This window comes from Halalkalibacter flavus (assembly GCF_036663575.1).
Lineage (GTDB): Bacteria > Bacillota > Bacilli > Bacillales > Bacillaceae_D > Halalkalibacter > Halalkalibacter flavus.
The window spans coordinates 15,013-36,701 of record NZ_JAWRVK010000025.1; the positions used below are offsets into that span (position 1 = coordinate 15,013).

Consider the following 21,689-nt stretch of genomic DNA (forward strand, 5'->3'; position numbering starts at 1 on the left):
TTCATATAGTGGAAATAAGGAGGGTGTCATCAAAATGGGGGTTGTAAGAACGGACAAGTGGTTATATCACTACAACAATAAGTGGAATAAAGCTAAGACAATTGAAGAAAAAGTGGAATGTCAGCGTGATTTAATCATTGAGCCACTATGTGAAATCTTTTCAACTAATGATGTTTTAGGTCTACACCAATATCTCATCCAGATGGGACTGTTTCTACCAGATCAATCAATTAATTTAGAATATGAAAAATGGAGCGAAACGCTACCGTGGTTTATTATTCAAAAACAGTTTTTAAAATTACAACACAAATGGAATGGTCCAGATATAAAGATATATATATTGCCAATGAATGATCATGATCAAATTTTAAAAAAGGAACTGGGTGGTAAAACTGGGCTTTCATTAGAAAGTGGCATCGTTCTTTTTATCAATTCATCTACAACAAAGGAAGATTTATTAGCATTAATTACTCATGAATACCACCATATATGTCGCTTGCAAACAATGAATCAAGCCGAGGAAGCAGTGACATTTCTTGAATCGATGGTGATGGAAGGTTTAGCTGAATTTGCTGTGAGAGAAGAATTGGGGGTTGGGGCATGTGCTAGTTGGACAACGCGTTATGACCATGTTTGGACGAATCAGTGGTTTGAAAGATGGATTCGCCCCAATTTACAGAAAAAAGGGAGAAAGAATTATCTTCCACTTCTTTATGGAAACAAAGAGTTAGGGATTCCATTATGGTTAGGATATTATACCGGCTATAAGATCATCGAATCAGCTACAAATGAATCAGACACGACGTTACGTTTATTACCTTTATCTGCTGACACGTTTCTTGATCGATCTTTGTTCAAAACATGAGAGGTGAGAAAAAATGGTATTCGTTTGTTGTGATAGCTCATGATTAGATTGTTCTTTGTTCTTGTAGGTTTCTCGTTTGCAGTAATAGGTGGAATAACTATCTTAGCATACTTGAATTTGTTGATCACAGGTTATACATCGTTAATGTATTTACAGTTTTTACTGCATAGGGTAGAGTTTTACTTCTTTATTATTGGGATCGTGATCATCATTGTATCAATGACATATCCAATGAAAAGAAATAAAAAACAAAAAAAACCATAGGATAATTGGAATGAATTGAGAGAGAGTGGAATAAACTGGTTCTCCCCTGCCTATACTGTTGATACAAAACGAAATACAGTAAGGGGGGTTTTTTATGGTCCATATCCGGGACGTATGGGTCAATTGGTTTGAAGGGGAGGAAAATGGATACAACGTATGCGATTTTCATGAATGGCGCAGTGATGACAGAATTGAAGTATTAGATCAAGCCATTTTGGTATATGTTACTCCGAACCTATTCCATTATATTGAAAATGACCTATCTGATTTACCAGAAGAATTGTTATCGGAAGTTCACCAACAGAGTTACCTCAGGAAAAATATGTCACGTATTCAATTAGATTATTGTTTTATTGCAACTGATGGTGAAAGAATAATTGCAATTGATACAATGGGGTACAAAACTCCTATAAGAAAAAGCCGACTAACCCCAAGACAAGAACAAATGGTATATGAGCAATTAAAACAAAATGAATGGAAACAATTTGATTTAACTTTAGATGTACAAAAGGATTATCACATCCTTTCACCAAGCCCAGAAGATCTTTGGGGGCTGACAAGAAAAGAGCGTCAATTAAAACAGCTTTTATATATGGCACTAGACCAACTTTATTCAACTGGTACTGATGCTGAAGTTCGGTATTGGTATACAGAATGGAGCCCTAATGATTATGTTCGAATTCAAATGCTTAATAGGGATGAAGCATGGGAACAACTTTATTCAGAAATACGTCAAGGGTGGACTGAAAGACACCATCAATTATGTGAAGCTTTAGTCAGAGGACAAGCTTTCTTTGAGAAACTTTGGGAGCTTGAACATGGGACAAGCGTTAAATAATTGAACGGTTTGTGACAAGTATAGATCGAAGTGGAAAAAGCATACTAATGCCTAAGAAATAGCCTAATTGGCTTTTTCTTAGGCATTTACAATGTATCTGAACTCTCCTATAATTAATAACGAAACGTTAAAAGGCATGAGGAGGGGAAACAATGGATAACTTCGCATATACAGTCATGCAAATCCTTACGGTTGTATTACTTGTTGGAACTCTTGGACTTTCATTTTTTGTTGGTAAAATTATGAAGAAAAATAGTGGCTATTAAATAGCCAACAAGACAGAATTTTCCTGTCTATTAGAAAAACGAAGGACAAGAGACACCTGTCCTTCGTTTTTTCTTATTTCTTTTTCTTGCGCCCTAACCCCATTGCTCGCTCGGCTTTTTCGATCATGCGTAAAGCAACATCATTTGCTTTATTTGCTCCGTGATCGAGAATGTCATCAAGTTCTTCTGAGTCAATTAATTCATAGTAGCGTTGTTGAATCGGGCGTAATGTTTCGACAACGACTTCAGCTAAATCAGACTTGAAATCACCATAACCTTTTCCTGCATAACGTTCTTCAATGTTTTCAATGGATTCACCTGAACATAGGGAATAAATAGAAAGTAAATTTGAAACTGCCGGTTTCTCATCACGATCAAAACGGATGCTACCTTCCGTATCGGTAACGGCGCTTTTGATTTTTTTTGTAATTGTTTTCTCATCATCAAGCATAGAGATGTAACTTTTCGGATTCGGATTGGATTTACTCATTTTCTTAGATGGATCATTTAAAGACATAATCCGTGCCCCAACCTTAGGAATCCGAACTTCAGGAATCGTAAAAATATCATTGTATTTTTTATTGAAACGTTCTGCTAAGTCACGGGTAAGTTCAAGATGCTGCTTCTGGTCTTCTCCAACAGGAACGATATCCGTTTTATACAGAAGAATATCTGCAGCCATTAATGGTGGATAAGTAAGCAAGGCCGATGAGACGGCTTCTTTGCCATCCGACTTATCTTTAAATTGCGTCATACGCTCAAGCTCACCTATGTAAGAAACACATTGCATTAACCATCCAAGTTGAGCATGAGCAGGAACTTCTGATTGAATAAAAAGTGTTGCCTTCTCGTGATCAATTCCAACAGCTAAGTATAGGGCAGCAAGGCTGCGTATATTTTCACGTAGTTTTAGTCGATCTTGTGGAACTGTGATCGCATGTTGATCAACAATACAAAAATAACAATTATAATCATTTTGCATGTCAACAAAATGCTTCATTGCTCCTAAATAATTTCCGAGTGTAAGCGTACCACTTGGTTGAATTCCAGAAAATACGGTTTTCATATTTGTCATTCCTTCCATTAACAATTGTTATACATCAAATCATATCAGATTGCTTTCAAAAAACATAGGTACATACTTTATATGAACAGACAACTTTTTTCATATGCTGGATGTGAATGTTCTACAAGAAAAAGTAAACACTAACTATATCGTATTTGTACCTGGTTCAAGGAAGTGAGGTTCGCTTATGAGTCAAATTACAATCTTTTCGGCATCTATCGGAAATGGTCATAACGAAGCTTCTAAAGCCTTGAAAGCACAATTTGAGCAACAAGGCGAAACAGTGACGATTATTGATACATTTCACTCCATTCATCCGTTATTACACAAAACATTTTTAGAGTTATATTTACGGATGATCGAGAAGACCCCGAGGCTTTGGGGGAGGCTTTATCGATATAGTGAAGAATACTCATGGTTTTTAGTATTAGATCAATTAGGTACATTCTTCTGTGAGAAATTAAATTCAATCATTACAAAACAAAGAACCAGTGTCATGATATCAACACACCCGTTTGTTACCGCTTTTTTAGCGAGGTTAAAGAAAAAGAAAAATTTAACCATGCCGTTATATACAGTAATTACTGATTTGTATTTACATCCTGCTTATGTCAGGCCTGAAATAGACGGATATTTTACAGCTTCACCACATATTGATCATTTTGCCCAAGAGCATAATTTATCGTTAGAACAATTGTTTTGTACAGGAATTCCGATAAAGGAAATACCAGATATCAACATCCCTAGATGGAAGTTACGAAATGATTTAAAGCTGCAACCAGATGAAAAAACGATTCTTATATCTGGTGGGGGCTTAGGTTTGGGCAAGTATGAAGAGATCATTCGAACCTTGGAAGAATTACAACAGAACATTCAAATATTATGTATGACGGGAACAAATAAAGAGTTAGAAGAGAAGATCCGCCAGTGTAGAAGTAAACATCGGCTACACATAATTTCATATACTAATCAATTCACAAATTATTTACGGGCGAGTGATCTCGTAATTTCAAAAGCAGGTGGATTAACTGTATCAGAAGCTTTAGCTTGTGAGACCCCAATTTTGATTTATCAGCCAGTTCCAGGACATGAAGAAGATAACGCCCAATTTTTAATCGATTTTGGCACCGCTGTGAAAGCAGAACGAATTGAAGACATATCTAGTCATTTGGAAGAAATGGTGTTTAATGAAGAGACGTATCATCAGTTAGTTTCAAACGCACGAAAGTTAAAGAAACCAGATGCAGCTAGGCATATTGCTTATGTTATCAAACAGTTAGTTCGAACAAAGCAAGTATTATAAAAGGATGACAAAACTGACCCATATGGTCTTAGGGTCAGTTGTTAGTCATCCTTTTATATTGTGTTAAGACATTGGAACTTGTCGTTGAATCTTCCCTTCAATTCGATTAAAGATATTTTCAAGTGAAGGCCCCGTGATTGTCAGCCCGTGATTTTTTAACCCGATAATGGCCTCTGATGGGTTATCAGACTCACGAATAAGAGAGGCAACTGTTTCTGCGAGTTCAAGCGTTCCACAAGGATAATTAATTTCAGTCGCTTGAATGCCTTCCATCCAAGCATGGATATGAACAATAGCACCGACATCAGGGTGTTCTCTATAAATCATCCAATGTTCGATTGCATCTACAGAAGCACGCTTCGGACTAACGTTCGGTGGAATACTAACTTCAATGTGATTTTCCTCATCATTGTAACCTTTTATATATAATATATCCCGCCCAATTTCTTTCATGTTCGCTTTGTTAATTCCACTAGCACTCATCCAAAAATGGTCTTCATCACTTCTGGCACTTAAATTTCCATAACTTAACCCACCAAGACCATAAAGTTTATTTAAATGACGCATGTCTCTTTCGCTTAAATACTTGTCCAAAGGAAAGGGAGCTGGGAGTAAGTCCATCTCATCAAGTTTTTTGCCAGATTGACTTAATTCAGTTGTTACGTGATCTCCGTGCCAAAGTTGTTTTGGAAGATCTTCGGAGAATTGATTATCAATAACCAGTCTTGAACAAGTTAGAGGTTGCAAACGCTCGTATATTTTATCAAGAAACTGCTGTTCATCATCCCCTTCATGATATGAAATGGAATAACAACCCTGTTCAGGTGTTAAGAAATGAACATCTGTTTTACCTGAGCGATGATTAATATACATAAAGTGATTTGCTAATGAGCGGATGAGAAATGGATAGACTTCTGTAAATAAATCGTAAGGCTGGCCTGAACTTTCTAGTACTGCAACGACAAATGTTGCTTGCGCCTTTCTTCTAAAAGGCTTGATATCTTCTTCTGTGACAAAATGAAAGACGAGTTGAAGTGGGTCATTTGCGTTATTAGTATACGTAAAACCATTTCTTGAAAATGTTGAAACGAGCCCATCGGATAGGCTCTGTAAAAATGGACTTGTAGGGTTTGAACTAAGCATAAAATTCTTCATGTCTAACCTCCAACAGTAGTTTGATCATGATTGAAGACAACTTTCAATGCATTTTCTCGTTTTCTTTTCGTGATGGTGTTGAAAGCTACCTTATAGTCGTGCAGAGGGTATTGATGTGTAATAAGAGGTGATAGATCTACTTTTCCTCTTTTCATCAGTTCAATTGCAATTTGAAGAGTATTCATCTTTTGTCCCTCAAACTCGTTTGTACTATAAGCAAAACACCCTTTAATCGTTAATTCATTGAGCCATACTGTCGTCCAATCAACTTGTTTCATAATACTTGCCAAACCAAGGAGGACGACCTTCCCGCCACTTTCAGTAAAGCGTAGTGCATCTGTGACACTTTTCTTCTTGCCTACACATTCATAGACAATGCTTGCTCCGCCTTGGACAATTTCAGGTCCTATTACCGGTTTTAGTGTTTCGGCACCAAGAGCACTAGCTGTTTTTTCTACATATGATCCATTTAAATAAATAACCTCATCTGCTCCAAAAGCTTTGGCCATTTCACCTTGAAAGGTATGTTTGACTAAAATTGTGACCTTGCACGAATAATCAAGTGCTTTAATTGCTGCAACAACAGAGAGTCCAATTACTCCTGCACCAATGACTAATACGTGATCCCCTTCCTTTGGAGGGTTCCTTAAGACGGCGTGAAGAGCACAACTAAATGGTTCTACTAACACCCCGTTTAGATCATCAACTTCATCTGGCAATGGGAGAATTTGACTTTTATGTGCCACAAAATATGGGCTCCAGCTTCCACCTGTGTCTTTACAAGCACCTATAAGTAATCCAGATTCGATAGAACCTTTCGTTTTCTGTTCACACAAACTTTCATCTCCACGTTCACAAGCAGGACATGGATCTAAATCTCGACTTTCGCAAGAGAGTACTGGGTTAACAACAACTCTTTGCCCTTTTGAAAAATGCGAAATGTTTTTCCCTAACTCAGCTATTTGTCCTACCGCTTCATGTCCAATCGTGAATGGAAATGAAACATAAGGAGAAGTTGAAGGACTATCATGTAGAAAGAGCAAGTTCATATCACTTCCACAAATTCCTCCATACTTTACTTTGATCTTTGCCCAATCATCATTGGGCAAAGTCGGTTCTTCTGTTTCTCCCCAATTCAGACATGAAAAACGGGAGTTCCAATGAATAGAAGGAAAAAAGCGGCCAACGGTTTTTGTGAATACATATTTTGGAATGGTAAAATTAAATTGCAATGCGTTCATTATCTATCACCTCCCTCAATATATATGGAAGAACATACCTATTTACTAGTAATATGTGCAAAATTAAGTATTTTATTCACTTTTTTCCTTTATAATTGGAATTATTAACTTTGTATATATAGAGTCATTTTGGGAAAACTACGTCCAAAAAGGGGGAGCATGAAGCTTATGTATTACTTTCTAGTGAATCGAACATCAGGAAAAGGGCGTTCAGTAAAAGTATGGAATGAAATAGAAGCGATATTAAGAGAGAAAAATGTAGAGTACCAAGTCATCATTACAGAAACTAAAGATGAGGGGCTTGCGTTTATAAATAATCTACTAACTTTGAATCAGGATATTTCTGGAATCATAGCACTAGGAGGAGATGGAACGATTCATGAGATTATGAATCGTTTGATTGGGACAAATGTACCGTTCAGTGTGATACCTACTGGTTCTGGAAACGACTATGCCAGAGCTAGGGGAATTTCTAATGATTATGTAAAAGAAATAGAAAAGTTGCTGCAGAACGACAAAAAGAAAATCGATCTATTAGAAATTGGTGATAGGCATTGCATGACCGTAGTAGGGATTGGGTTTGATGCAAAAGTGGCAGATGAAGCTAATAAAATGAAGTGGAAAAAGTGGTTCGGTGGGCTTGCCTATTTAATGACGATATTAAAGGTGTTAATAACGTATAAGCCATCGTCTATAAGGTTGACATTAAATAACGAGGAGAGGGTGTTTGAGAAGGTTTGGTTAATTGCAATAGCTAACCACGCGTATTATGGAGGAGGAATAAAGATCTGTCCGAATGCCCTTAGTGATGATGGGAAATTAGATATTTGTATTATTCACAGCCTCCCAAAATGGCGGCTACTTTTCATATTAGCCAATGTGTTTAAAGGAAAACATGTAACGATGAAAGGTGTCGATTACCTTCAAGTTGAGTCTATACAAGTGGACAGCGATGACCCGCTTTTTGTTACAGCTGATGGAGAGATGATGGGGCAGACCCCAACATCCGTTTCTGTAAAAAAAGAAGCGTTCCATGTTATGTTATAAAGATTACCCCAAAGAGGGCACTGAAAGGTTGAACTTTTCAGTGCCCTCTAAGCAACGTGAGGAGCAAATGCTTCTTTAAATCATTGAATCGAATTAGAATCAGATACGGGTTCACGATCTATCGAATGTTTCTTCCCGCGATGTTCCTTGTCTATATGTTCGTATTCCAAAGTAAAGAGGAGATCTAAAAAATGGTAGCCAAATTCTTTCATATTTGCTAACAATTGCTTCATACATATGCCTCCTTTAATAGAAGATACTGTACAAATAATATGCACAAATATGTATAAAAAAATGTAAGAGATCGTATAAAAAGGTCGTTTTTTACCTTTTTATACGATCTCTCCTACTCCGCTTGATCTTTTCTTCTGCGCTCCAATAATCGCAAAATCCATAAGATAACATTAACAATAACAATTAGATAAAAGATCCAAGTAATCGTTGAGTCGTTTTGATAGGACATGTACACAAACACAACTAAGACGACAACGGCGAATATTTGCATAAGTTGAATTTTGGACAAAGCATTACCCTCATTTCGCATGATTTCGTTGAATTGGACATACGCTACATTATAGCAATCTTGAAATAGAACGAAAAGAGGCGTGATTCATGAAAACAAAGCAAGCGTTTTACAGAAGTGTATTAATTGTCCTATTATGCGGTGTTGGTTTCATGTATAGTCAATCTGAAAGTGTCTACCAACAAGTTGAAGAGTCAGTTGCTGCAACGGTTCAAAAAGGGGTTCAAGTCGGACAAGAAGCTCTTCCATTTGAGCTAACTACACTAAATGGGGAGCAAGTTGCTTTGGGTGATTATCTAGGTCAGCCAGTAGTTGTGAATTTCTTTGCAACATGGTGTCATCCTTGCCAAGAAGAAATGCCAATCATTTTGGAAATGGAAAAAAGGTTAAAAGAGAAAGGTGCCGCTTTTTTACCGATTAACATGACAAGTCAAGAAAGAGGCAAAGAAGAGATAAGACCATTTCTTCAACACTACCGAGCTACTTTTGATCCATTGCTAGATGTAGAAGGAGAGGTAATGAAAAAATATCAAATTATTGGAATCCCAACAACGATTGTAATTGACGAACAAGGGGTGATTGTTCAAAGGATCAATGGTGGGTTAACTTATGACTTAATGGAAGACCTTGTAATTCTGCGGTGATAAGATATAAAGCAACAAAAGAAAGGTTACACAAATTCTGTGTAACCTTTCTTTTATTGAATGAATATTAAATAAGATGAGATAAAGTAAAGAATCACTAGGATAACCGAAGGCATTGCATAACGTATAGACGACTCTCGTGGTTTACGAACAAGCGCATATAAAATAACAACAGATAGTATTCCGACAGCTGCCGCAGTTATTTGATGAACATCTGATACAGCAGCAATAATGGAACCTTGGCGGTAAAAGACATCAGAAGCTCCTAGGATTAAAATATTAAATAAATTACTTCCTAAAATGGAACCAATGGCTAGGTTATAATTTCGCAGTTGAAGGGCAACTAAAACGGCAATCGCTTCTGGTAAAGAGGTTGTTGCTGCGATCAGAAAGCTCCCGACAAAACTAGCACCTAACCCCGTAATAACAGCAATCTGATCCCCTGTAACGGTTAAAAGAGTTCCTGCTCCCATAATGAAGAGGGCAGCAATGACAAAACCGATAATTGCTCTTTTAAGTGGAATTGCTGATAAATTATATTCTTCAGGTTCTGCTACTGGTTCTTCAGGGTACTTTTTAGTTAAGTAAGAAATCAACCAAATACCTAAACCATAAATGGACATAAGGACCCAAACGTCAACACCAATTCCAAGAATCGAATAATCAATTTTTAATGAAAGAGCAAGTAAGGCAACAGTGGCTAAGAGAAGGCCGATACTTGCAGTGTAAATATGTGATTTCCCAGCATTTTTGAATATTTGCTGTCTGCGATAGTACAAATCAAAACTAGCAATGATTAATAGGTTAAACATGTTACTACCAAACACATTTCCTACAGCAATGTCGGGACTATCTAATACAATGGCAGATACACTTGTTGTGACTTCAGGAAGTGAGGTTGCTCCTGCAAGAAAAATCGTCCCAACAACCATCCCTCCAAGAGATGTCTTTTCTCCAATCGTATCAGCATAAGTAGATAATTTAATAGCAGCAAAAACGGTAATAACGGCTGCAAGAATAAATCCCAAATAAACCATAATAATAATTCCCCCTAAAAATTTTGACACAAAAAAGACCCTTTTATGAGAGTCTGCCCGAAAATTCAGTCTCTCATAAAAAGGTCTTGCGTACTTTGAAAGCATAACAATAGGATGCTTTCGAAGCTCAATGAACCGAGTGAATGTATCACTGTCATGACGACTCATTGACCATAATTGGTCGCTACTCCCCTTTTTAGGGTATATAATTGTGATGGATTTAATGTAGCATGAAGCTACTGCTTCGTCAATTCATTTTTTTTATTAATGTAATGGAACTGTATTTGGTAAAAAGATGATAATGGAGGTTGAAATTCAACAGCCTACAATTGGGAGAAAAAAAGTTGACTCAGTTCCTCTAAACGACCAAAGCTTGAACTATATACAGTCGTTAGAGAGAGTCAACATTCCTCACATTGAGCGTTCAATATAGTCTTTGTTTGAATGGGCTTCGACTTTCTTATCAAGAAGGCTTAGCATACGCCTTGCGCGCCGATCAGATATTGTGCGGTAGTGATGCTCTCCGCCAGGTTCTTCATCTGCTTCATCTGCTAGTGCAACCACATGCTGAAGGGGGTTGAGTTCAAGATAACCATTTGGTAAATAAGAATCAGTATGGAGTAAAATGGCTAATGCAATTTCTTTTGCGGTACGTGGGTGCTCGCCAAGTCGAATTAGAAGCTTGTGTGCGCGTTCAGAACCTTTTATTGCATGTATGTCATATTCTTTGTATAAATTATAATCCCATTGACCATCTCGATACCAAGTATAATGTCCGATATCATGAAGGAATGCAGCCTTTGTTGCACGGTCAGGATCAACTTCGTGCTTTATTGCTAAATGATAGGCATGATAAGCACAGGCAACTGCATGAGCCATCCCTGACCTTTTAACATATTTTTGTGTGATTGGATGTTCGAACAATTGAACTAATGTAACATGTCTCACGTAACATTCCTCCTATTCTTAGTTGTGTTAACAATTCTGTCAATAAAAAAGTGTATTTCAACTATTATATAGAGTTCCGATAGAAAGTGCAACATAATTTCTTGAATAAGGGTAGTATTGTCATTGGTAAAAGGTGTATAATACAGGGCAAGGAAGTTTGAAAGGAGTTTGAAATGGCAACAACACACACATTTTCAAAAGGTGAAGAAATAGCAAACGCAATTACACATGGAATTGGAGCGTTACTTAGCATAGCTGCGTTAGTATTACTCATTGTATTTTCAAGCTTATACGGTTCTGTTTTGCATATTGTAAGTTTTACTATTTATGGCGTAACAATGCTTTTACTATATTTTTCTTCAACTATGGTTCATGCCTTACCGCAAGGAAGAGTGAAAGATCTCTTTGAAGTCTTTGACCATGCGTCTATTTACTTATTCATTGCTGGGAGTTACACTCCAATATTGTTTATCGTTGTTCAAGGCACTCTTGGTTGGACATTGTTTGGAATTGTATGGGGGATAGCTACGATTGGGGTTGTGTTTAAATTTTTCTTTGTGAAGAAGTTTTTATATTTGTCAACAATTTTTTATGTTGGAATGGGATGGCTTGCTATTTTTGCCATTAAGCCAATCGTTGAAGTACTCCCTCCTGCTGGTATAGCGTTCCTATTTATTGGCGGAATTTGTTATACAATAGGGACGATTTTTTATGTATGGAGAGGGTTTAAATATCATCATGCAATTTGGCATATGTTTGTTCTAGCGGGAACAATCTTTCACTTTTTCTTAATTATTCTTTATGTATTGCCTATTTAGCTTTTATCAGTCAGTGGCATTGTCGCTGGCTTTTTTCTTTTGACTTGGAATGACAAGTCGTGAAGTAAGGGGGTATAATTTAGGAGGAGGGATTAAATATGTATGTAACGATTTCGGAGTTAGCAGCTTATTTGGAGTTACCAGAAGAATATGTTACTAAGCAGGTCAAGCTTGGTCATGTAAAGACCGTATTCGATGGTGAGAAGCATTTAGTTAATCGTGATCAGTTTCTGTGGCACAAAGAACAACTTGATATAAAAAGAAAGCAGTTTGCACAAGAAGCAGAAGAACCACTTCCCGAAGATTGGGATGCTAAAGACGAGGATTAATACATACACTATAATTGTGAACACAAAAACCAAAAGAGAAGGTTGTGAGACACAATGGGGAAACATTTGGTGTTTGTGCTCATGCTTTGTATTTTTGGCTTGGTTATGGGAACATTTTCTGTACAAGCAGAACAAACGGAGTCAAGCAAAGCAAGAGACCATCAGCAAAAGTTATTGACAAAGACAAATTTAGGTTTGCCTGAAGAAATGGTCCGATTTGATTATGACTCAGGTTATTCGTTTGCTTATCCAAAAGACGGTGTACGAGGCATATATGTTACAGGTAATTCTGCCGGTGGACAACGCTTTTTGTCACTACTCGATTTAATGAATACGACTGAGTTAAATTCAATGGTCATTGACATTAAAGACGACCATGGTTACTTAACGTATCGCCCTGAGGAAGACTCACCGTTTTATAACATTTCCCAAAATTTCATTGGAGATACTGATCAGTTAATGGAAACACTTGAAGAGAATGAAATATATCCAATTGCTCGGATCGTCGTGTTTAAAGATACGGTTTTAGCTGAGAAAGAGCCCGATTTATCGTTTTTAGAAAATGGCGAAGTTTGGAAAAATGGCCGGGGAGAGGCATTTGTGAATCCATTCTTACAAGAGGTATGGGATTACAATATTGCCATTGCTGAAAAAGCAGCAAAAATGGGCTTTAAAGAAATTCAATTTGATTACGTTCGTTTTCCGGAAGGCTTTGAACGCCGTGATGAAATGTTGGAGTACGGATTAGGAGAGTATGAAGATGGGGACGATAACGTTCAAAAAAGGGTGCAAGCTGTAACAGACTTTGTTGCTTATGCACGAGAGCGATTAGCTCCTTATCATGTCGACGTTTCTGTTGATATTTTTGGCTATGCAGCGACGATTTCAGAAGCACCAGGAATTGGGCAAAATTTCTCGAAAATATCGGAAAACGTTGATGTTATTTCATCGATGATCTATCCAAGTCATTGGACGCCGTATTTTGGAATTGATAAGCCTGATTTGTATCCGTACGAATTAACAAAAGAATATGCAAAAGTGGAGAACGAAGTATTAGACGCTTTAGAGGATCCGCCTGTATCAAGACCATGGATTCAAGATTTCACTGCTTCTTGGCTAGGTGCAGGTAATTACAAAAAGTATGGAAAAGAAGAAGTAGAAGCACAAATCCGTGCATTAAATGAACAAGGAATCAATGAGTTTCTCTTATGGAATGCGGCAAACCGATATACACAAGGAGTGAATTACAAACCTTTAGACTAATGTTGGAGCTGTTACGTAAAGTAACAGCTCTTGTTTCGTTAAAGCAGTAAAGAGGGGTCAGGCCCCTCTTTAGTGTAGTGCAGTAATGCAGTGAGCTGAGACTTGATGGAACATGGTGCAATTGTATGAATAAGTTATGTAGTGTCAAAATAATGGGGTTGGAGGTAAATCTTCCTAATATATGCTGAAATGAGGCAGTTTAAGCATGTGCGAAAGAGGAATATACTAAAGTTATCAAAGATAATGGAGGTACGAGAATGAACTGGTATGAGAAGCTCAATCAATACTTTCCAATTGAAGAAATGAAATCAAAAGAGCATATTGAGTTGCTTTTAAAAGAAAAAGCGGATATTTACCATAAGGATGAAGGGCCAAATCATGTTATGATGTATGTAGAAACGGAAGACTTTGTCTTTGTCGACTACCTCTTTGTCTCAACGAATGCAAGAGGGCAAGGATTAGGAAAAAAATTATTAAACAAGTTGAAGCAAAAGAACAAGCCGATTATTCTTGAAGTAGAGCCAGTGGATTATGATGACACGGATACAAAGAAGCGCCAGCGCTTCTACAGTCGAGAAGGATTTAAGCATGCACAGTCAGTTGGCTACAGAAGACGTTCGCTTGCGACGAATGAAGTGAATGAATTAGAAATTCTGTACTGGTCTCCAACAGATGAATCCGAAAAAAGCATTTTCGAAAAAATGAAGCAAACGTATGAAAATATTCATACTTATAAAGATAAGGAACTTTATGGTGCATCATACGAAGATGTTGATCAGGTTCTAACTTACGAGGAAGAAAAGGATCAGGCGACTGTGTAGCAAAATTTCTTCATCAATGATAAGGGTGATGAAAATGAAAAGGAAAGATGTAAGACGCCGTAACAACAAAAAGAAGAGAGAAATGTTAAAAGACTTTCTTAAGAAAAACATGAGAGGATGGAAGGCTGGTTCAAGACGTAGCCCAATGCCGACTCCATCAAGGCGCACAACCGCATAGAGTAAGAAGGTGTTTCAAAGGGAGCAGCCCGTTGAAACACCTTCTTTTATTATGTTGCTGAGGCAGCATAAAGTAGGCCCTATTAAACCTCAAGGTGAGCTGCTTTATTTTTCTTCCTTAAATTATCGGTAATCCGATAGATGACGGGAATTAAAATCAACGTAATAAATGTTGAAACAGCCAATCCGAAAACAATAACTATGGCCATAGGCTGCTGTACCTCAGTCCCTTCGCCATACCCTAGTGTAAGAGGAATTAATCCTAAAATTGTGGTTAAGGCAGTCATGAGAATCGGCCGCAGTCTTGTAGGGCCAGCTTTCACGATAGCATCGTACGTGTTATGCCCTTCTTTTTTTAATGTATTAATATAATCTATGAGAACAATCGCATTATTAACGACAATCCCAGTTAATATTAACATTCCAATTAATGAGCCAACGCCAACAGGCTGATTCGTAAGCAATAGCCCAAAAATCACTCCAATAGCCGTAACAGGGACAGAAAACATGATAATGAATGGATAGAAAAACGATTCAAATCTCCCCGCCATTACCATATAGACTAATACAATTGCTAAAGCGATTGCTCCGCTCAGTTTGAAAAAGGCATCGTTCATCTGTTCATTTTGTCCACCAAAAGTGATTCGATATCCACTTGGAAGATTGGGGCGCACTTCTTCTTTCAAAGCGGATTCAATGTCCGCTACGATACTTCCTAAATCTCTTCCTAATATATCGGCTCGTACGGTGATTTCTCGGAGTCGGTCCGCCCTGCGAATGGAACTAGGTCCTTGTCCACGTTCTACTGTTGCCACTGCTGCTAGGGGAATTCGTTCTCCAGTTGGAGTATCAATAAGAAGCTGCTCTAAATGATCAACAGATGCTGTATAGCGATCCTCTACTTGAAGGCGAACATCTAGTTCTTCCCCATTACGAGTTAGTTTTGTTGCAACAAGCCCTTTTGTTGCATTTCCAATTGTACTAGCAATTTGTGCACTGCCAATCCCATATGAGGCCGCTTCTGAACGATTGATTGAGACAGTAACTTCTGGATTTCCTTCCGAATAATTAGAAGAAGGTTCACGCACTCCTTCAACGTTGGAAATAGTGTGAATCATCTCATCAGATATTCGTTTAAGCATTTGTAAATCTGGTCCTCTTACTGTAATAGAGATAGGATTTTCTGAGAAGCCAGTATCGCTAGCTGAAACAGCAATGTCAGCATTAGGAATCTCAGCAAGGAGCTGGCGAATATCTTCAGCAATGACCAGATCTGATCGGGTGCGTTTCGTTACATCTGTTAGCAAAATTGTATAAGAGGCGCGGCTAGTTTGAGATCCGGCACCGACTGTGAAATTATCAGTTCCACCAATAGTCACGTAAGAAAGGTCAATCTCAGGTATTGAAAGTAGCTGTTGGTCAATTTCCTCAGTAAGCTCAATTGTTGCTTGTAAGTTGTTTCCTACTGGTAAACGTACATCAATGCTAATAAAGCTTTGATCTTGTGCTGGTAAAAATTCCGTACCAAGGAAGGGAATACAAGCAAGGGATGAGCCGAGTATTACAAGAGTCGAAAAAATAACCGTTTTTGGCTTAGCTAATGCCCATTCTAACAATCGCTGATAAAGTGCCTTTGTACGGTCGAAGCCGCGCTGAAATGCCGAAGTATCTTCATTTATTTTCATAAATATCGATGATAGCAATGGAACAATAATTAAAGCCGTAATTAACGAAGCAAGTAAAGAAAATGCAACGGTAATCGCCAATGGCTTAAACAATTGAGCAGCTAAACCTTCCACAAATACAATAGGAAGAAAAACAACAACTGTTGTTAATGTTGACGCGATAATGGCGCCCCCGATTTCGTTTGTTCCGTTAATCGCAGACTCTTTCTTCCCTTCTCCAAATTGACGCTTACGGTATATATTCTCCAAAATGACAATTGCATTATCGACCATCATTCCAACCCCTAGTGCTAATCCACCAAGGGTTAAAATATTTAACGTCTCCCCGTAAAAATACAGGAAAAGAAACGTTGTCATAATTGAAATAGGGATTGAGAATCCAATAATGAGCGTACTCCGGATATTACGTAAAAATAAGTAAAGGACAAATGCGGCTAACAAACCACCAATGATAATATTCCACCCAACTGCACGAATTGATTGTTCGATAAAACGGCTTTGATCAAAAATCGAGCGAATTTCAATTCCCGGCGGTAGCAATTCTTTTAATTGTTCAATTTCATTATTGACATTCCTAGCGATTGCAACTGTGTTCGTGCCAGAAGCTTTAAGAATGGAAATACCAACTGCAGGTTCGCCATTTAAATAGCTTTGCTGAAGAACAGGGGCTGTAGTCTCTAAAATAGTGACTAGTTTCCCAAGAGGGATGACTCCTTCCGTAGTTGGGATAGGCAAAATTTCTAAGTCAAAAACCGATCTGAATGCCCCTGTAATACGAGTAGGTAAGCTTTTATTGGCGTCGGTCACCTGACCGCCAGGAATATTCAAATTTTCACTACTTATAAGCCGCTGTAAATCTGTTAAGCTCAGTCCAAAATTGGCTAAGTGGTCTGGGTCAACCTCAAGAAGAATTTCTTGATCTGCACCACCTTCAATTTGAACCGCTGCAACTCCTTCAACTGAATCTAATCTAGGTTGTATTTCATTTTCAATTAACTTCTTCACTTCAGCTATATTGGCGTTTGGCTCCGTTATTGCTAATTGAATGATTGGTAACATACTTGGATCAAATCTCATGACCTGAGGTGCCGTTACACCTAGAGGTAAACTATCACGAATTTGCTCAATTCGCTCGCGCATCGTAAGTGTGGCAAAGTCCAGATCTGTTCCCCAGTCAAATGATACAAGAATAAGCGAACCACCTGTTCGGGATGTCGATGACACAGATTCTACATTAGGGACACTTGACATCATTTCCTCAATAGGGCGAGTAATCAAGTTCTCAACTTCTTCGGGACCTGCACCTTCATATGATGCAGTTACGGCAACTACCGGATAATTTAATTCAGGAAAAAGGTCAACGGGAAGATTTAGAAGTGATATCGTACCTAACAAGATTAACAGAACAATACACATGGCCATGGCAACGGGTCGTAATACAGATAATTTTGCTATGTTCATTCCATTCACTCGCTTCGAATTGTAATTTCCGCCCCATCTGTTAATCGTTCTTTACCTGTTGTCACTACTTGTTCTTCCTCTTCTACACCTGAGATCACTTCAAATAGATCTCCATCTCTTGAGCCTAGTTCTAGCACTTGTCGTCTTACGATTAGATTGTCAACAACAAATGTATAGGGCTCGCCATCTTGATACAAGATGGCATTAGCAGGTATGACAATAGCGTCATCTATTGTATCTAAATCGACGATAGCACTAGTTCTCATTCCACCTTTTAATGTCAAAGACTCATTGCTGACAGGTATTTGAACAGTAAACGTATTTGTTTGTGGATTGACTACAGGAGAAACAGATGCAATCTTACTAAGCAGAGTATCGTTCACGCCAGAAACAGACAGTTCCACGTCTAAGCCGGGTTGAAGTTTCGCAACTTGAAAGTTATTAACTGAGAATGTTGCATTCATTTCTTTCAGGTCAACAACTGTTACAAGTGCCATATTAGGTAATGCGGTTTGGCCCTTGGCAACATCTAATTGGGACACGAGTCCTGTAATAGGAGCCGTCAGTTTGGTTGCTTGTAGTGCTGACTCTGCTTGACGTACAGCTTCTTCTGCTTGGGAGATCTGTAGTTCTAATTCCAATGTATTAACAGGTGTGTACGAACTAGCAGTACCGGCTACTTGGAGGAGCTTTGCTTGTCTAATGGAAACGTCTAAAGAAGATTGTAATAACTCAACGATTGAACCCTCAAAATTTGTCGGGTCTAACTCGTTAATAAGAGTTCGTGACCTATTGATCGATTGTTGTAACTCAGTTTCTAGTTCTTTCATGTTAGCCGCATTTGTTTCAATAGTTCGATTAAGTTCTTTAACCTGAGCCAAGCTTCGTTGTAACTCGTCTTGTGCACTACGGGCTTGACTGACTTGACGTTTAGCTTCTTCATCGTCAAGTGTAAGAAGCAGATCTCCTCGTTCGACGGATTGTCCAACATTTACATGAACTTCAGTTACTTCAAGCGGCATAGACGTGAAAAGGGGGACTTGTTTTTTCGGTAGCAGCTGTCCGGATAGCTCAAGGGTTTGTTGAATGGCACTCCGATCGATCCTTTCCACTTCAACGATAAGCCGCTGTCGTTCTGTTTGGTCACTTGTTATATCATCTGTTCCACAGGCAGTTAAAAAGAAAAGAAGTAAAAAAACTCTCATACAAACCTTCAAAGAATGTTCAACTCCTACAACTTTATGTAAATATTTCAAATGAAGGAAAAAGGTGAAAATATAGCAAAGTTTTGTTGTTCTTAAGGTGTGACAAACATGTGACAAGTATGAGTCCAAAAAATAAAAGTTACAAAACACTAAATAAACATATTTGTTTAGAAAAGATTTTTTTGTATAATAGGTTTATAATGTCATGATTGAGGGTAATTAACCTTTGTGTGTTTATTTAGTTGAATGCAGTGTTCAAAAATGTATAGAAAAAAGCTTTAATTTGTATATACAAAAATTGAACAGGTTTGTATAATAGTTATGTAATCAACGAAATTGACATTAAAACATCTAAGTTCGTCATAGATCTCAAACTTGAAAGGAGAGGTCCGCTATATGGTTACATTATTAACATCACCTAGTTGTACATCATGCCGAAAAGCGAAAGCTTGGCTAGAGGAACATAATATCCCATTTGAGGAACGAAATATTTTTGCATCTCCACTAACTGTTGAAGAGGTTAAAGAAGTGGTTCGGATGACTGAGGATGGAACGGATGAAATTATATCAACGCGTTCGAAGGTTTTCCAAGAACTAAATGTCGAGTTAGAATCACTCCCTTTGCAAACATTGTTTCAAATCATTAGTGAAAACCCTGGCTTACTTCGTCGTCCTATCATTTTCGATGAGAAACGTTTGCAAGTAGGATATAATGACGCTGAAATTCGTCGTTTCTTACCTCGTAAAGTTAGAACTTTCCAGCTTCAAGAGGCACAACGACTAGTCAATTAATAAAAAACCCTTCTACATATTCAAAGAATGTAGAAGGGTTTTGTTTTGTGGTGATTCTCATTATGAAAAGCTCTTACTTGCTTTAATACGATACGAACCAGCTAAGATGACTCCAATAATCATAAAAATTTGGAAACATAAAGTGAAAATGGGATGGTGATAGAAAAGTGGAGCTAACATTTCTTCATGGGTTATCATTCTACTTGCTGTAAAAGCTAAGATTCCCGCACCGATATAAACAATAATAGGAAAACGGTCAAAAGCTTTTAAGATTAATTTGCTTCCCCAAATGATAATTGGAACTGAAACAAGTAAGCCAATCAATACGAGTGTATGATCACCGTGTGCTGCACCGGCTACAGCGATGACATTATCAAATCCCATAACTAAGTCTGCAATAATAATTGCCTTAATAGCACTCCAAAGACTTGTTCCACCGTCTATTTCGCGATTATCTGCTTGTTCTGTTAACAAACTATAAGCAATGTAAACTAAAAGGGCACCACTAATCGCCAGCAAAAATGGAATTTCTAAAAGTTGTACAGCTACAACGGTAAGTGACATCCTTGTTACAAGTGCTAAACAAATGCCAAGAACAATGGCTCGGTTTCGAATTTCTTGTGGTAAATTTCGACAAGCAAGGGCAACTACAATGGCATTGTCTCCACCTAAAATAATATCGATGCCAATAATAGTTAATAGAGATATTAGAAAATCAGTATCCATAGTTTGCATCATCCTTTGGCAAAAGCACTTTTATTTGTTTCATAATGGTTAGAAATTTGTCATACATTTAGTCAGTGACGTAAGTGATATGTATGTAGCTTGTCTAACCGTCTACTAAGAACATATATGGCTCATCCAAAGAAAATATGATGAAAACTTCAGGAGGCATATCTGACTGAATAAATGTTATAATGGTTATAAGTACTGATTTTTTTGAAAATAGGATGAAATATAGTTTTTAAATTTCCATTTTCATTAGTTTTATCATAAAATAGTAGTAAGCTTATATTGAGATGAGCGATATAGGCAACCCACAAGATATCCTAGGTAGTAGGAAGGAATCAGAGCACATATCACGAATTACTTTTTAGTACGAATGTGAAAGGCTTTGCTACATGACTAAGAAATTGAAGGGGGTTTAAAGAGGATTTCCTCATCAAGAACGAAGTCTAGTACTATTACTCGATTAGGAGGGAGAGCGAATATGGATATTGAACGCGTCAATGATACGACCATTAAGTTTTTTATTACGTATACAGATATTGAGGATAGAGGCTTTGACCGAGATGAAATTTGGTACAATCGTGAGCGTGGAGAAGAGCTCTTCTTCGAAATGATGAATGAAGCCAATGATAGTGATGATGCATTAGAATTGGATGGACCTTTATGGATACAGGTTCATGCATTAGATAAAGGATTAGAAATAGTTGTGACAAGAGGTCAGGTTTCAGACGGTAGTGTAAAACTTGAAATTCCAGTTACTGACAAGGAATCAGATGAAACAAATCTTGTTGACTTGATGTCAGGGAGTGAAGATGATGAGTTAGATTTAGCTAATGATCATCTTGAAATTGTCATCGTATTTAAAGATTTTGAAGATGTGATTTCTTTAAGTCATAACTTCTTTATCGATGATTTGTATAATGAGCTCTATCATTTTGAAGGTACGTATTATCTTCATGTTGTCTTTAATGACGACAGTTACAATGAAGATGAGCAAGATGATATGTTGAGCCAAATGCTTGAATACGGCTACGAGTCAGATATCTCGATCTATCGAATGAAAGAATACGGGAAAGAAATTGTAAGAGAAAATGCTCTGCCAATCATTCGATCCTCATTTTCTAAATAAAAGCAGCAATGCAATTCTTGTATAGATAAACCAATACAAAAACCTGTATTTGCTATAAGAAAGGCAAATATCTTCTTAGATAT

The 21,689-nt window shown here is 37.6% G+C and carries 23 protein-coding genes; 13 read left to right on the forward strand and 10 right to left on the reverse strand.

The window, feature by feature from the left end; all coding sequences use genetic code 11:
• Positions 1 to 34 precede the first annotated feature (34 nt).
• From SAY88_RS15990 to SAY88_RS15995, 3 genes are all read left to right on the forward strand, one after another.
• Positions 35 to 865: a DUF2268 domain-containing putative Zn-dependent protease gene (locus SAY88_RS15990; RefSeq protein WP_332632964.1), complete on the forward strand. Its 831-nt coding sequence runs from the start codon at positions 35 to 37 to the stop codon at positions 863 to 865.
• Between the two features lie 39 nt (positions 866 to 904).
• A complete protein-coding gene (locus SAY88_RS26280; RefSeq protein ID WP_488803299.1) occupies positions 905 to 1,129 on the forward strand; it encodes a YuzI family membrane protein in 225 nt (74 codons plus the stop codon).
• 94 nt (positions 1,130 to 1,223) lie between these two features.
• A complete protein-coding gene (locus SAY88_RS15995) occupies positions 1,224 to 1,967 on the forward strand; it encodes a YjbA family protein (protein ID WP_332632966.1) in 744 nt (247 codons plus the stop codon).
• A gap of 339 nt (positions 1,968 to 2,306) precedes the next feature.
• Here SAY88_RS15995 and trpS read toward each other — a convergent pair whose 3' ends face one another.
• Positions 2,307 to 3,299, reverse strand: coding sequence for a tryptophan--tRNA ligase (trpS, locus tag SAY88_RS16000; protein WP_332632968.1), 993 nt, complete (start codon positions 3,297 to 3,299; stop codon positions 2,307 to 2,309).
• Positions 3,300 to 3,486: 187 nt separating this feature from the next.
• Between trpS and SAY88_RS16005 the strand changes: the two genes are divergently transcribed.
• The gene (locus SAY88_RS16005; RefSeq protein ID WP_332632970.1) at positions 3,487 to 4,602 is read left to right on the forward strand and encodes an MGDG synthase family glycosyltransferase; all 1,116 of its coding nucleotides are present in this window, start codon (positions 3,487 to 3,489) and stop codon (positions 4,600 to 4,602) included.
• Positions 4,603 to 4,665: 63 nt separating this feature from the next.
• Here the strand turns inward: SAY88_RS16005 and SAY88_RS16010 are convergent, their stop codons facing one another.
• Complete coding sequence (locus SAY88_RS16010) at positions 4,666 to 5,757, reverse strand: class II aldolase/adducin family protein (protein WP_332632971.1); 1,092 nt, start codon at positions 5,755 to 5,757, stop codon at positions 4,666 to 4,668.
• Positions 5,758 to 5,759: 2 nt separating this feature from the next.
• Complete coding sequence (locus tag SAY88_RS16015) at positions 5,760 to 6,998, reverse strand: zinc-dependent alcohol dehydrogenase (RefSeq protein ID WP_332632973.1); 1,239 nt, start codon at positions 6,996 to 6,998, stop codon at positions 5,760 to 5,762.
• 159 nt (positions 6,999 to 7,157) lie between these two features.
• Here SAY88_RS16015 and SAY88_RS16020 point away from each other — a divergent pair, with 159 nt between their 5' ends.
• The gene (locus SAY88_RS16020) at positions 7,158 to 8,045 is read left to right on the forward strand and encodes a diacylglycerol/lipid kinase family protein (protein ID WP_332632975.1); all 888 of its coding nucleotides are present in this window, start codon (positions 7,158 to 7,160) and stop codon (positions 8,043 to 8,045) included.
• A gap of 80 nt (positions 8,046 to 8,125) precedes the next feature.
• Here the strand turns inward: SAY88_RS16020 and SAY88_RS16025 are convergent, their stop codons facing one another.
• Positions 8,126 to 8,278: a hypothetical protein gene (locus SAY88_RS16025; protein ID WP_332632977.1), complete on the reverse strand. Its 153-nt coding sequence runs from the start codon at positions 8,276 to 8,278 to the stop codon at positions 8,126 to 8,128.
• Positions 8,279 to 8,391: 113 nt separating this feature from the next.
• On the reverse strand, positions 8,392 to 8,568 hold the full coding sequence (locus SAY88_RS16030) for a hypothetical protein (RefSeq protein WP_332632979.1): 177 nt from the start codon (positions 8,566 to 8,568) through the stop codon (positions 8,392 to 8,394).
• Positions 8,569 to 8,657: 89 nt separating this feature from the next.
• Between SAY88_RS16030 and SAY88_RS16035 the strand changes: the two genes are divergently transcribed.
• Positions 8,658 to 9,212, forward strand: a complete 555-nt coding sequence (locus tag SAY88_RS16035) for a TlpA disulfide reductase family protein (RefSeq protein WP_332632981.1) — start codon at positions 8,658 to 8,660, stop codon at positions 9,210 to 9,212.
• Between the two features lie 53 nt (positions 9,213 to 9,265).
• Here the strand turns inward: SAY88_RS16035 and SAY88_RS16040 are convergent, their stop codons facing one another.
• Together SAY88_RS16040 and SAY88_RS16045 are read right to left on the reverse strand one after the other, a co-directional pair.
• A complete protein-coding gene (locus SAY88_RS16040; protein WP_332632982.1) occupies positions 9,266 to 10,249 on the reverse strand; it encodes a sodium:calcium antiporter in 984 nt (327 codons plus the stop codon).
• Between the two features lie 411 nt (positions 10,250 to 10,660).
• Positions 10,661 to 11,197, reverse strand: a complete 537-nt coding sequence (locus SAY88_RS16045; RefSeq protein ID WP_332632984.1) for an HD domain-containing protein — start codon at positions 11,195 to 11,197, stop codon at positions 10,661 to 10,663.
• Positions 11,198 to 11,370: 173 nt separating this feature from the next.
• Here SAY88_RS16045 and trhA point away from each other — a divergent pair, with 173 nt between their 5' ends.
• The 5 genes from trhA (at position 11,371) to SAY88_RS16070 (ending at position 14,606) form a co-directional block, all read left to right on the forward strand.
• On the forward strand, positions 11,371 to 12,015 hold the full coding sequence (trhA, locus tag SAY88_RS16050; protein ID WP_332632986.1) for a PAQR family membrane homeostasis protein TrhA: 645 nt from the start codon (positions 11,371 to 11,373) through the stop codon (positions 12,013 to 12,015).
• 98 nt (positions 12,016 to 12,113) lie between these two features.
• Complete coding sequence (locus SAY88_RS16055) at positions 12,114 to 12,344, forward strand: MerR family transcriptional regulator (protein WP_332632988.1); 231 nt, start codon at positions 12,114 to 12,116, stop codon at positions 12,342 to 12,344.
• Positions 12,345 to 12,398: 54 nt separating this feature from the next.
• A complete protein-coding gene (locus SAY88_RS16060; RefSeq protein ID WP_332632990.1) occupies positions 12,399 to 13,607 on the forward strand; it encodes a putative glycoside hydrolase in 1,209 nt (402 codons plus the stop codon).
• A 257-nt stretch (positions 13,608 to 13,864) separates the two neighbouring features.
• Positions 13,865 to 14,428 carry a GNAT family N-acetyltransferase gene (locus SAY88_RS16065; protein ID WP_250098017.1) on the forward strand — a complete coding sequence of 188 codons (564 nt, stop codon included), beginning with the start codon at positions 13,865 to 13,867 and terminating at the stop codon, positions 14,426 to 14,428.
• Positions 14,429 to 14,462: 34 nt separating this feature from the next.
• Positions 14,463 to 14,606 (forward strand): hypothetical protein, encoded by a 144-nt coding sequence (locus tag SAY88_RS16070; RefSeq protein WP_250098016.1) that lies wholly within the window; start codon positions 14,463 to 14,465, stop codon positions 14,604 to 14,606.
• A gap of 82 nt (positions 14,607 to 14,688) precedes the next feature.
• On the opposite strand, the gene SAY88_RS16075 is transcribed toward SAY88_RS16070, so the two are convergent.
• Both SAY88_RS16075 and SAY88_RS16080 read right to left on the reverse strand, forming a co-directional pair.
• Positions 14,689 to 17,751 (reverse strand): efflux RND transporter permease subunit, encoded by a 3,063-nt coding sequence (locus SAY88_RS16075; RefSeq protein ID WP_332632992.1) that lies wholly within the window; start codon positions 17,749 to 17,751, stop codon positions 14,689 to 14,691.
• Between the two features lie 5 nt (positions 17,752 to 17,756).
• The gene (locus SAY88_RS16080; RefSeq protein ID WP_332632994.1) at positions 17,757 to 18,956 is read right to left on the reverse strand and encodes an efflux RND transporter periplasmic adaptor subunit; all 1,200 of its coding nucleotides are present in this window, start codon (positions 18,954 to 18,956) and stop codon (positions 17,757 to 17,759) included.
• 396 nt (positions 18,957 to 19,352) lie between these two features.
• On the opposite strand from SAY88_RS16080, the gene spxA reads away from it, so the two are divergent.
• A complete protein-coding gene (gene spxA, locus SAY88_RS16085) occupies positions 19,353 to 19,748 on the forward strand; it encodes a transcriptional regulator SpxA (protein ID WP_034631830.1) in 396 nt (131 codons plus the stop codon).
• 60 nt (positions 19,749 to 19,808) lie between these two features.
• Here the strand turns inward: spxA and SAY88_RS16090 are convergent, their stop codons facing one another.
• Positions 19,809 to 20,474 (reverse strand): TerC family protein, encoded by a 666-nt coding sequence (locus SAY88_RS16090; protein WP_332632997.1) that lies wholly within the window; start codon positions 20,472 to 20,474, stop codon positions 19,809 to 19,811.
• 484 nt (positions 20,475 to 20,958) lie between these two features.
• Here SAY88_RS16090 and mecA point away from each other — a divergent pair, with 484 nt between their 5' ends.
• Positions 20,959 to 21,606 (forward strand): adaptor protein MecA, encoded by a 648-nt coding sequence (gene mecA / locus SAY88_RS16095; protein ID WP_332632999.1) that lies wholly within the window; start codon positions 20,959 to 20,961, stop codon positions 21,604 to 21,606.
• The last annotated feature ends 83 nt before the right edge of the window (positions 21,607 to 21,689 follow it).

Excerpts from the sequence above, each read along its gene's own strand:
- SAY88_RS15990 (WP_332632964.1), top strand. The coding sequence starts at position 35 with ATGGGGGTTGTAAGAACGGACAAGTGGTTATATCACTACAACAATAAG.
- SAY88_RS26280 (WP_488803299.1), top strand. The coding sequence starts at position 905 with ATGATTAGATTGTTCTTTGTTCTTGTAGGTTTCTCGTTTGCAGTAATA.
- SAY88_RS15995 (WP_332632966.1), top strand. The coding sequence starts at position 1,224 with ATGGTCCATATCCGGGACGTATGGGTCAATTGGTTTGAAGGGGAGGAA.
- trpS (WP_332632968.1), bottom strand. The coding sequence starts at position 3,299 with ATGAAAACCGTATTTTCTGGAATTCAACCAAGTGGTACGCTTACACTC.
- SAY88_RS16005 (WP_332632970.1), top strand. The coding sequence starts at position 3,487 with ATGAGTCAAATTACAATCTTTTCGGCATCTATCGGAAATGGTCATAAC.
- SAY88_RS16010 (WP_332632971.1), bottom strand. The coding sequence starts at position 5,757 with ATGAAGAATTTTATGCTTAGTTCAAACCCTACAAGTCCATTTTTACAG.
- SAY88_RS16015 (WP_332632973.1), bottom strand. The coding sequence starts at position 6,998 with ATGAACGCATTGCAATTTAATTTTACCATTCCAAAATATGTATTCACA.
- SAY88_RS16020 (WP_332632975.1), top strand. The coding sequence starts at position 7,158 with ATGAAGCTTATGTATTACTTTCTAGTGAATCGAACATCAGGAAAAGGG.
- SAY88_RS16025 (WP_332632977.1), bottom strand. The coding sequence starts at position 8,278 with ATGAAGCAATTGTTAGCAAATATGAAAGAATTTGGCTACCATTTTTTA.
- SAY88_RS16035 (WP_332632981.1), top strand. The coding sequence starts at position 8,658 with ATGAAAACAAAGCAAGCGTTTTACAGAAGTGTATTAATTGTCCTATTA.
- SAY88_RS16040 (WP_332632982.1), bottom strand. The coding sequence starts at position 10,249 with ATGGTTTATTTGGGATTTATTCTTGCAGCCGTTATTACCGTTTTTGCT.
- trhA (WP_332632986.1), top strand. The coding sequence starts at position 11,371 with ATGGCAACAACACACACATTTTCAAAAGGTGAAGAAATAGCAAACGCA.
- SAY88_RS16055 (WP_332632988.1), top strand. The coding sequence starts at position 12,114 with ATGTATGTAACGATTTCGGAGTTAGCAGCTTATTTGGAGTTACCAGAA.
- SAY88_RS16060 (WP_332632990.1), top strand. The coding sequence starts at position 12,399 with ATGGGGAAACATTTGGTGTTTGTGCTCATGCTTTGTATTTTTGGCTTG.
- SAY88_RS16065 (WP_250098017.1), top strand. The coding sequence starts at position 13,865 with ATGAACTGGTATGAGAAGCTCAATCAATACTTTCCAATTGAAGAAATG.
- SAY88_RS16070 (WP_250098016.1), top strand. The coding sequence starts at position 14,463 with ATGAAAAGGAAAGATGTAAGACGCCGTAACAACAAAAAGAAGAGAGAA.
- SAY88_RS16075 (WP_332632992.1), bottom strand. The coding sequence starts at position 17,751 with ATGAACATAGCAAAATTATCTGTATTACGACCCGTTGCCATGGCCATG.
- SAY88_RS16080 (WP_332632994.1), bottom strand. The coding sequence starts at position 18,956 with ATGAGAGTTTTTTTACTTCTTTTCTTTTTAACTGCCTGTGGAACAGAT.
- spxA (WP_034631830.1), top strand. The coding sequence starts at position 19,353 with ATGGTTACATTATTAACATCACCTAGTTGTACATCATGCCGAAAAGCG.
- SAY88_RS16090 (WP_332632997.1), bottom strand. The coding sequence starts at position 20,474 with ATGGATACTGATTTTCTAATATCTCTATTAACTATTATTGGCATCGAT.
- mecA (WP_332632999.1), top strand. The coding sequence starts at position 20,959 with ATGGATATTGAACGCGTCAATGATACGACCATTAAGTTTTTTATTACG.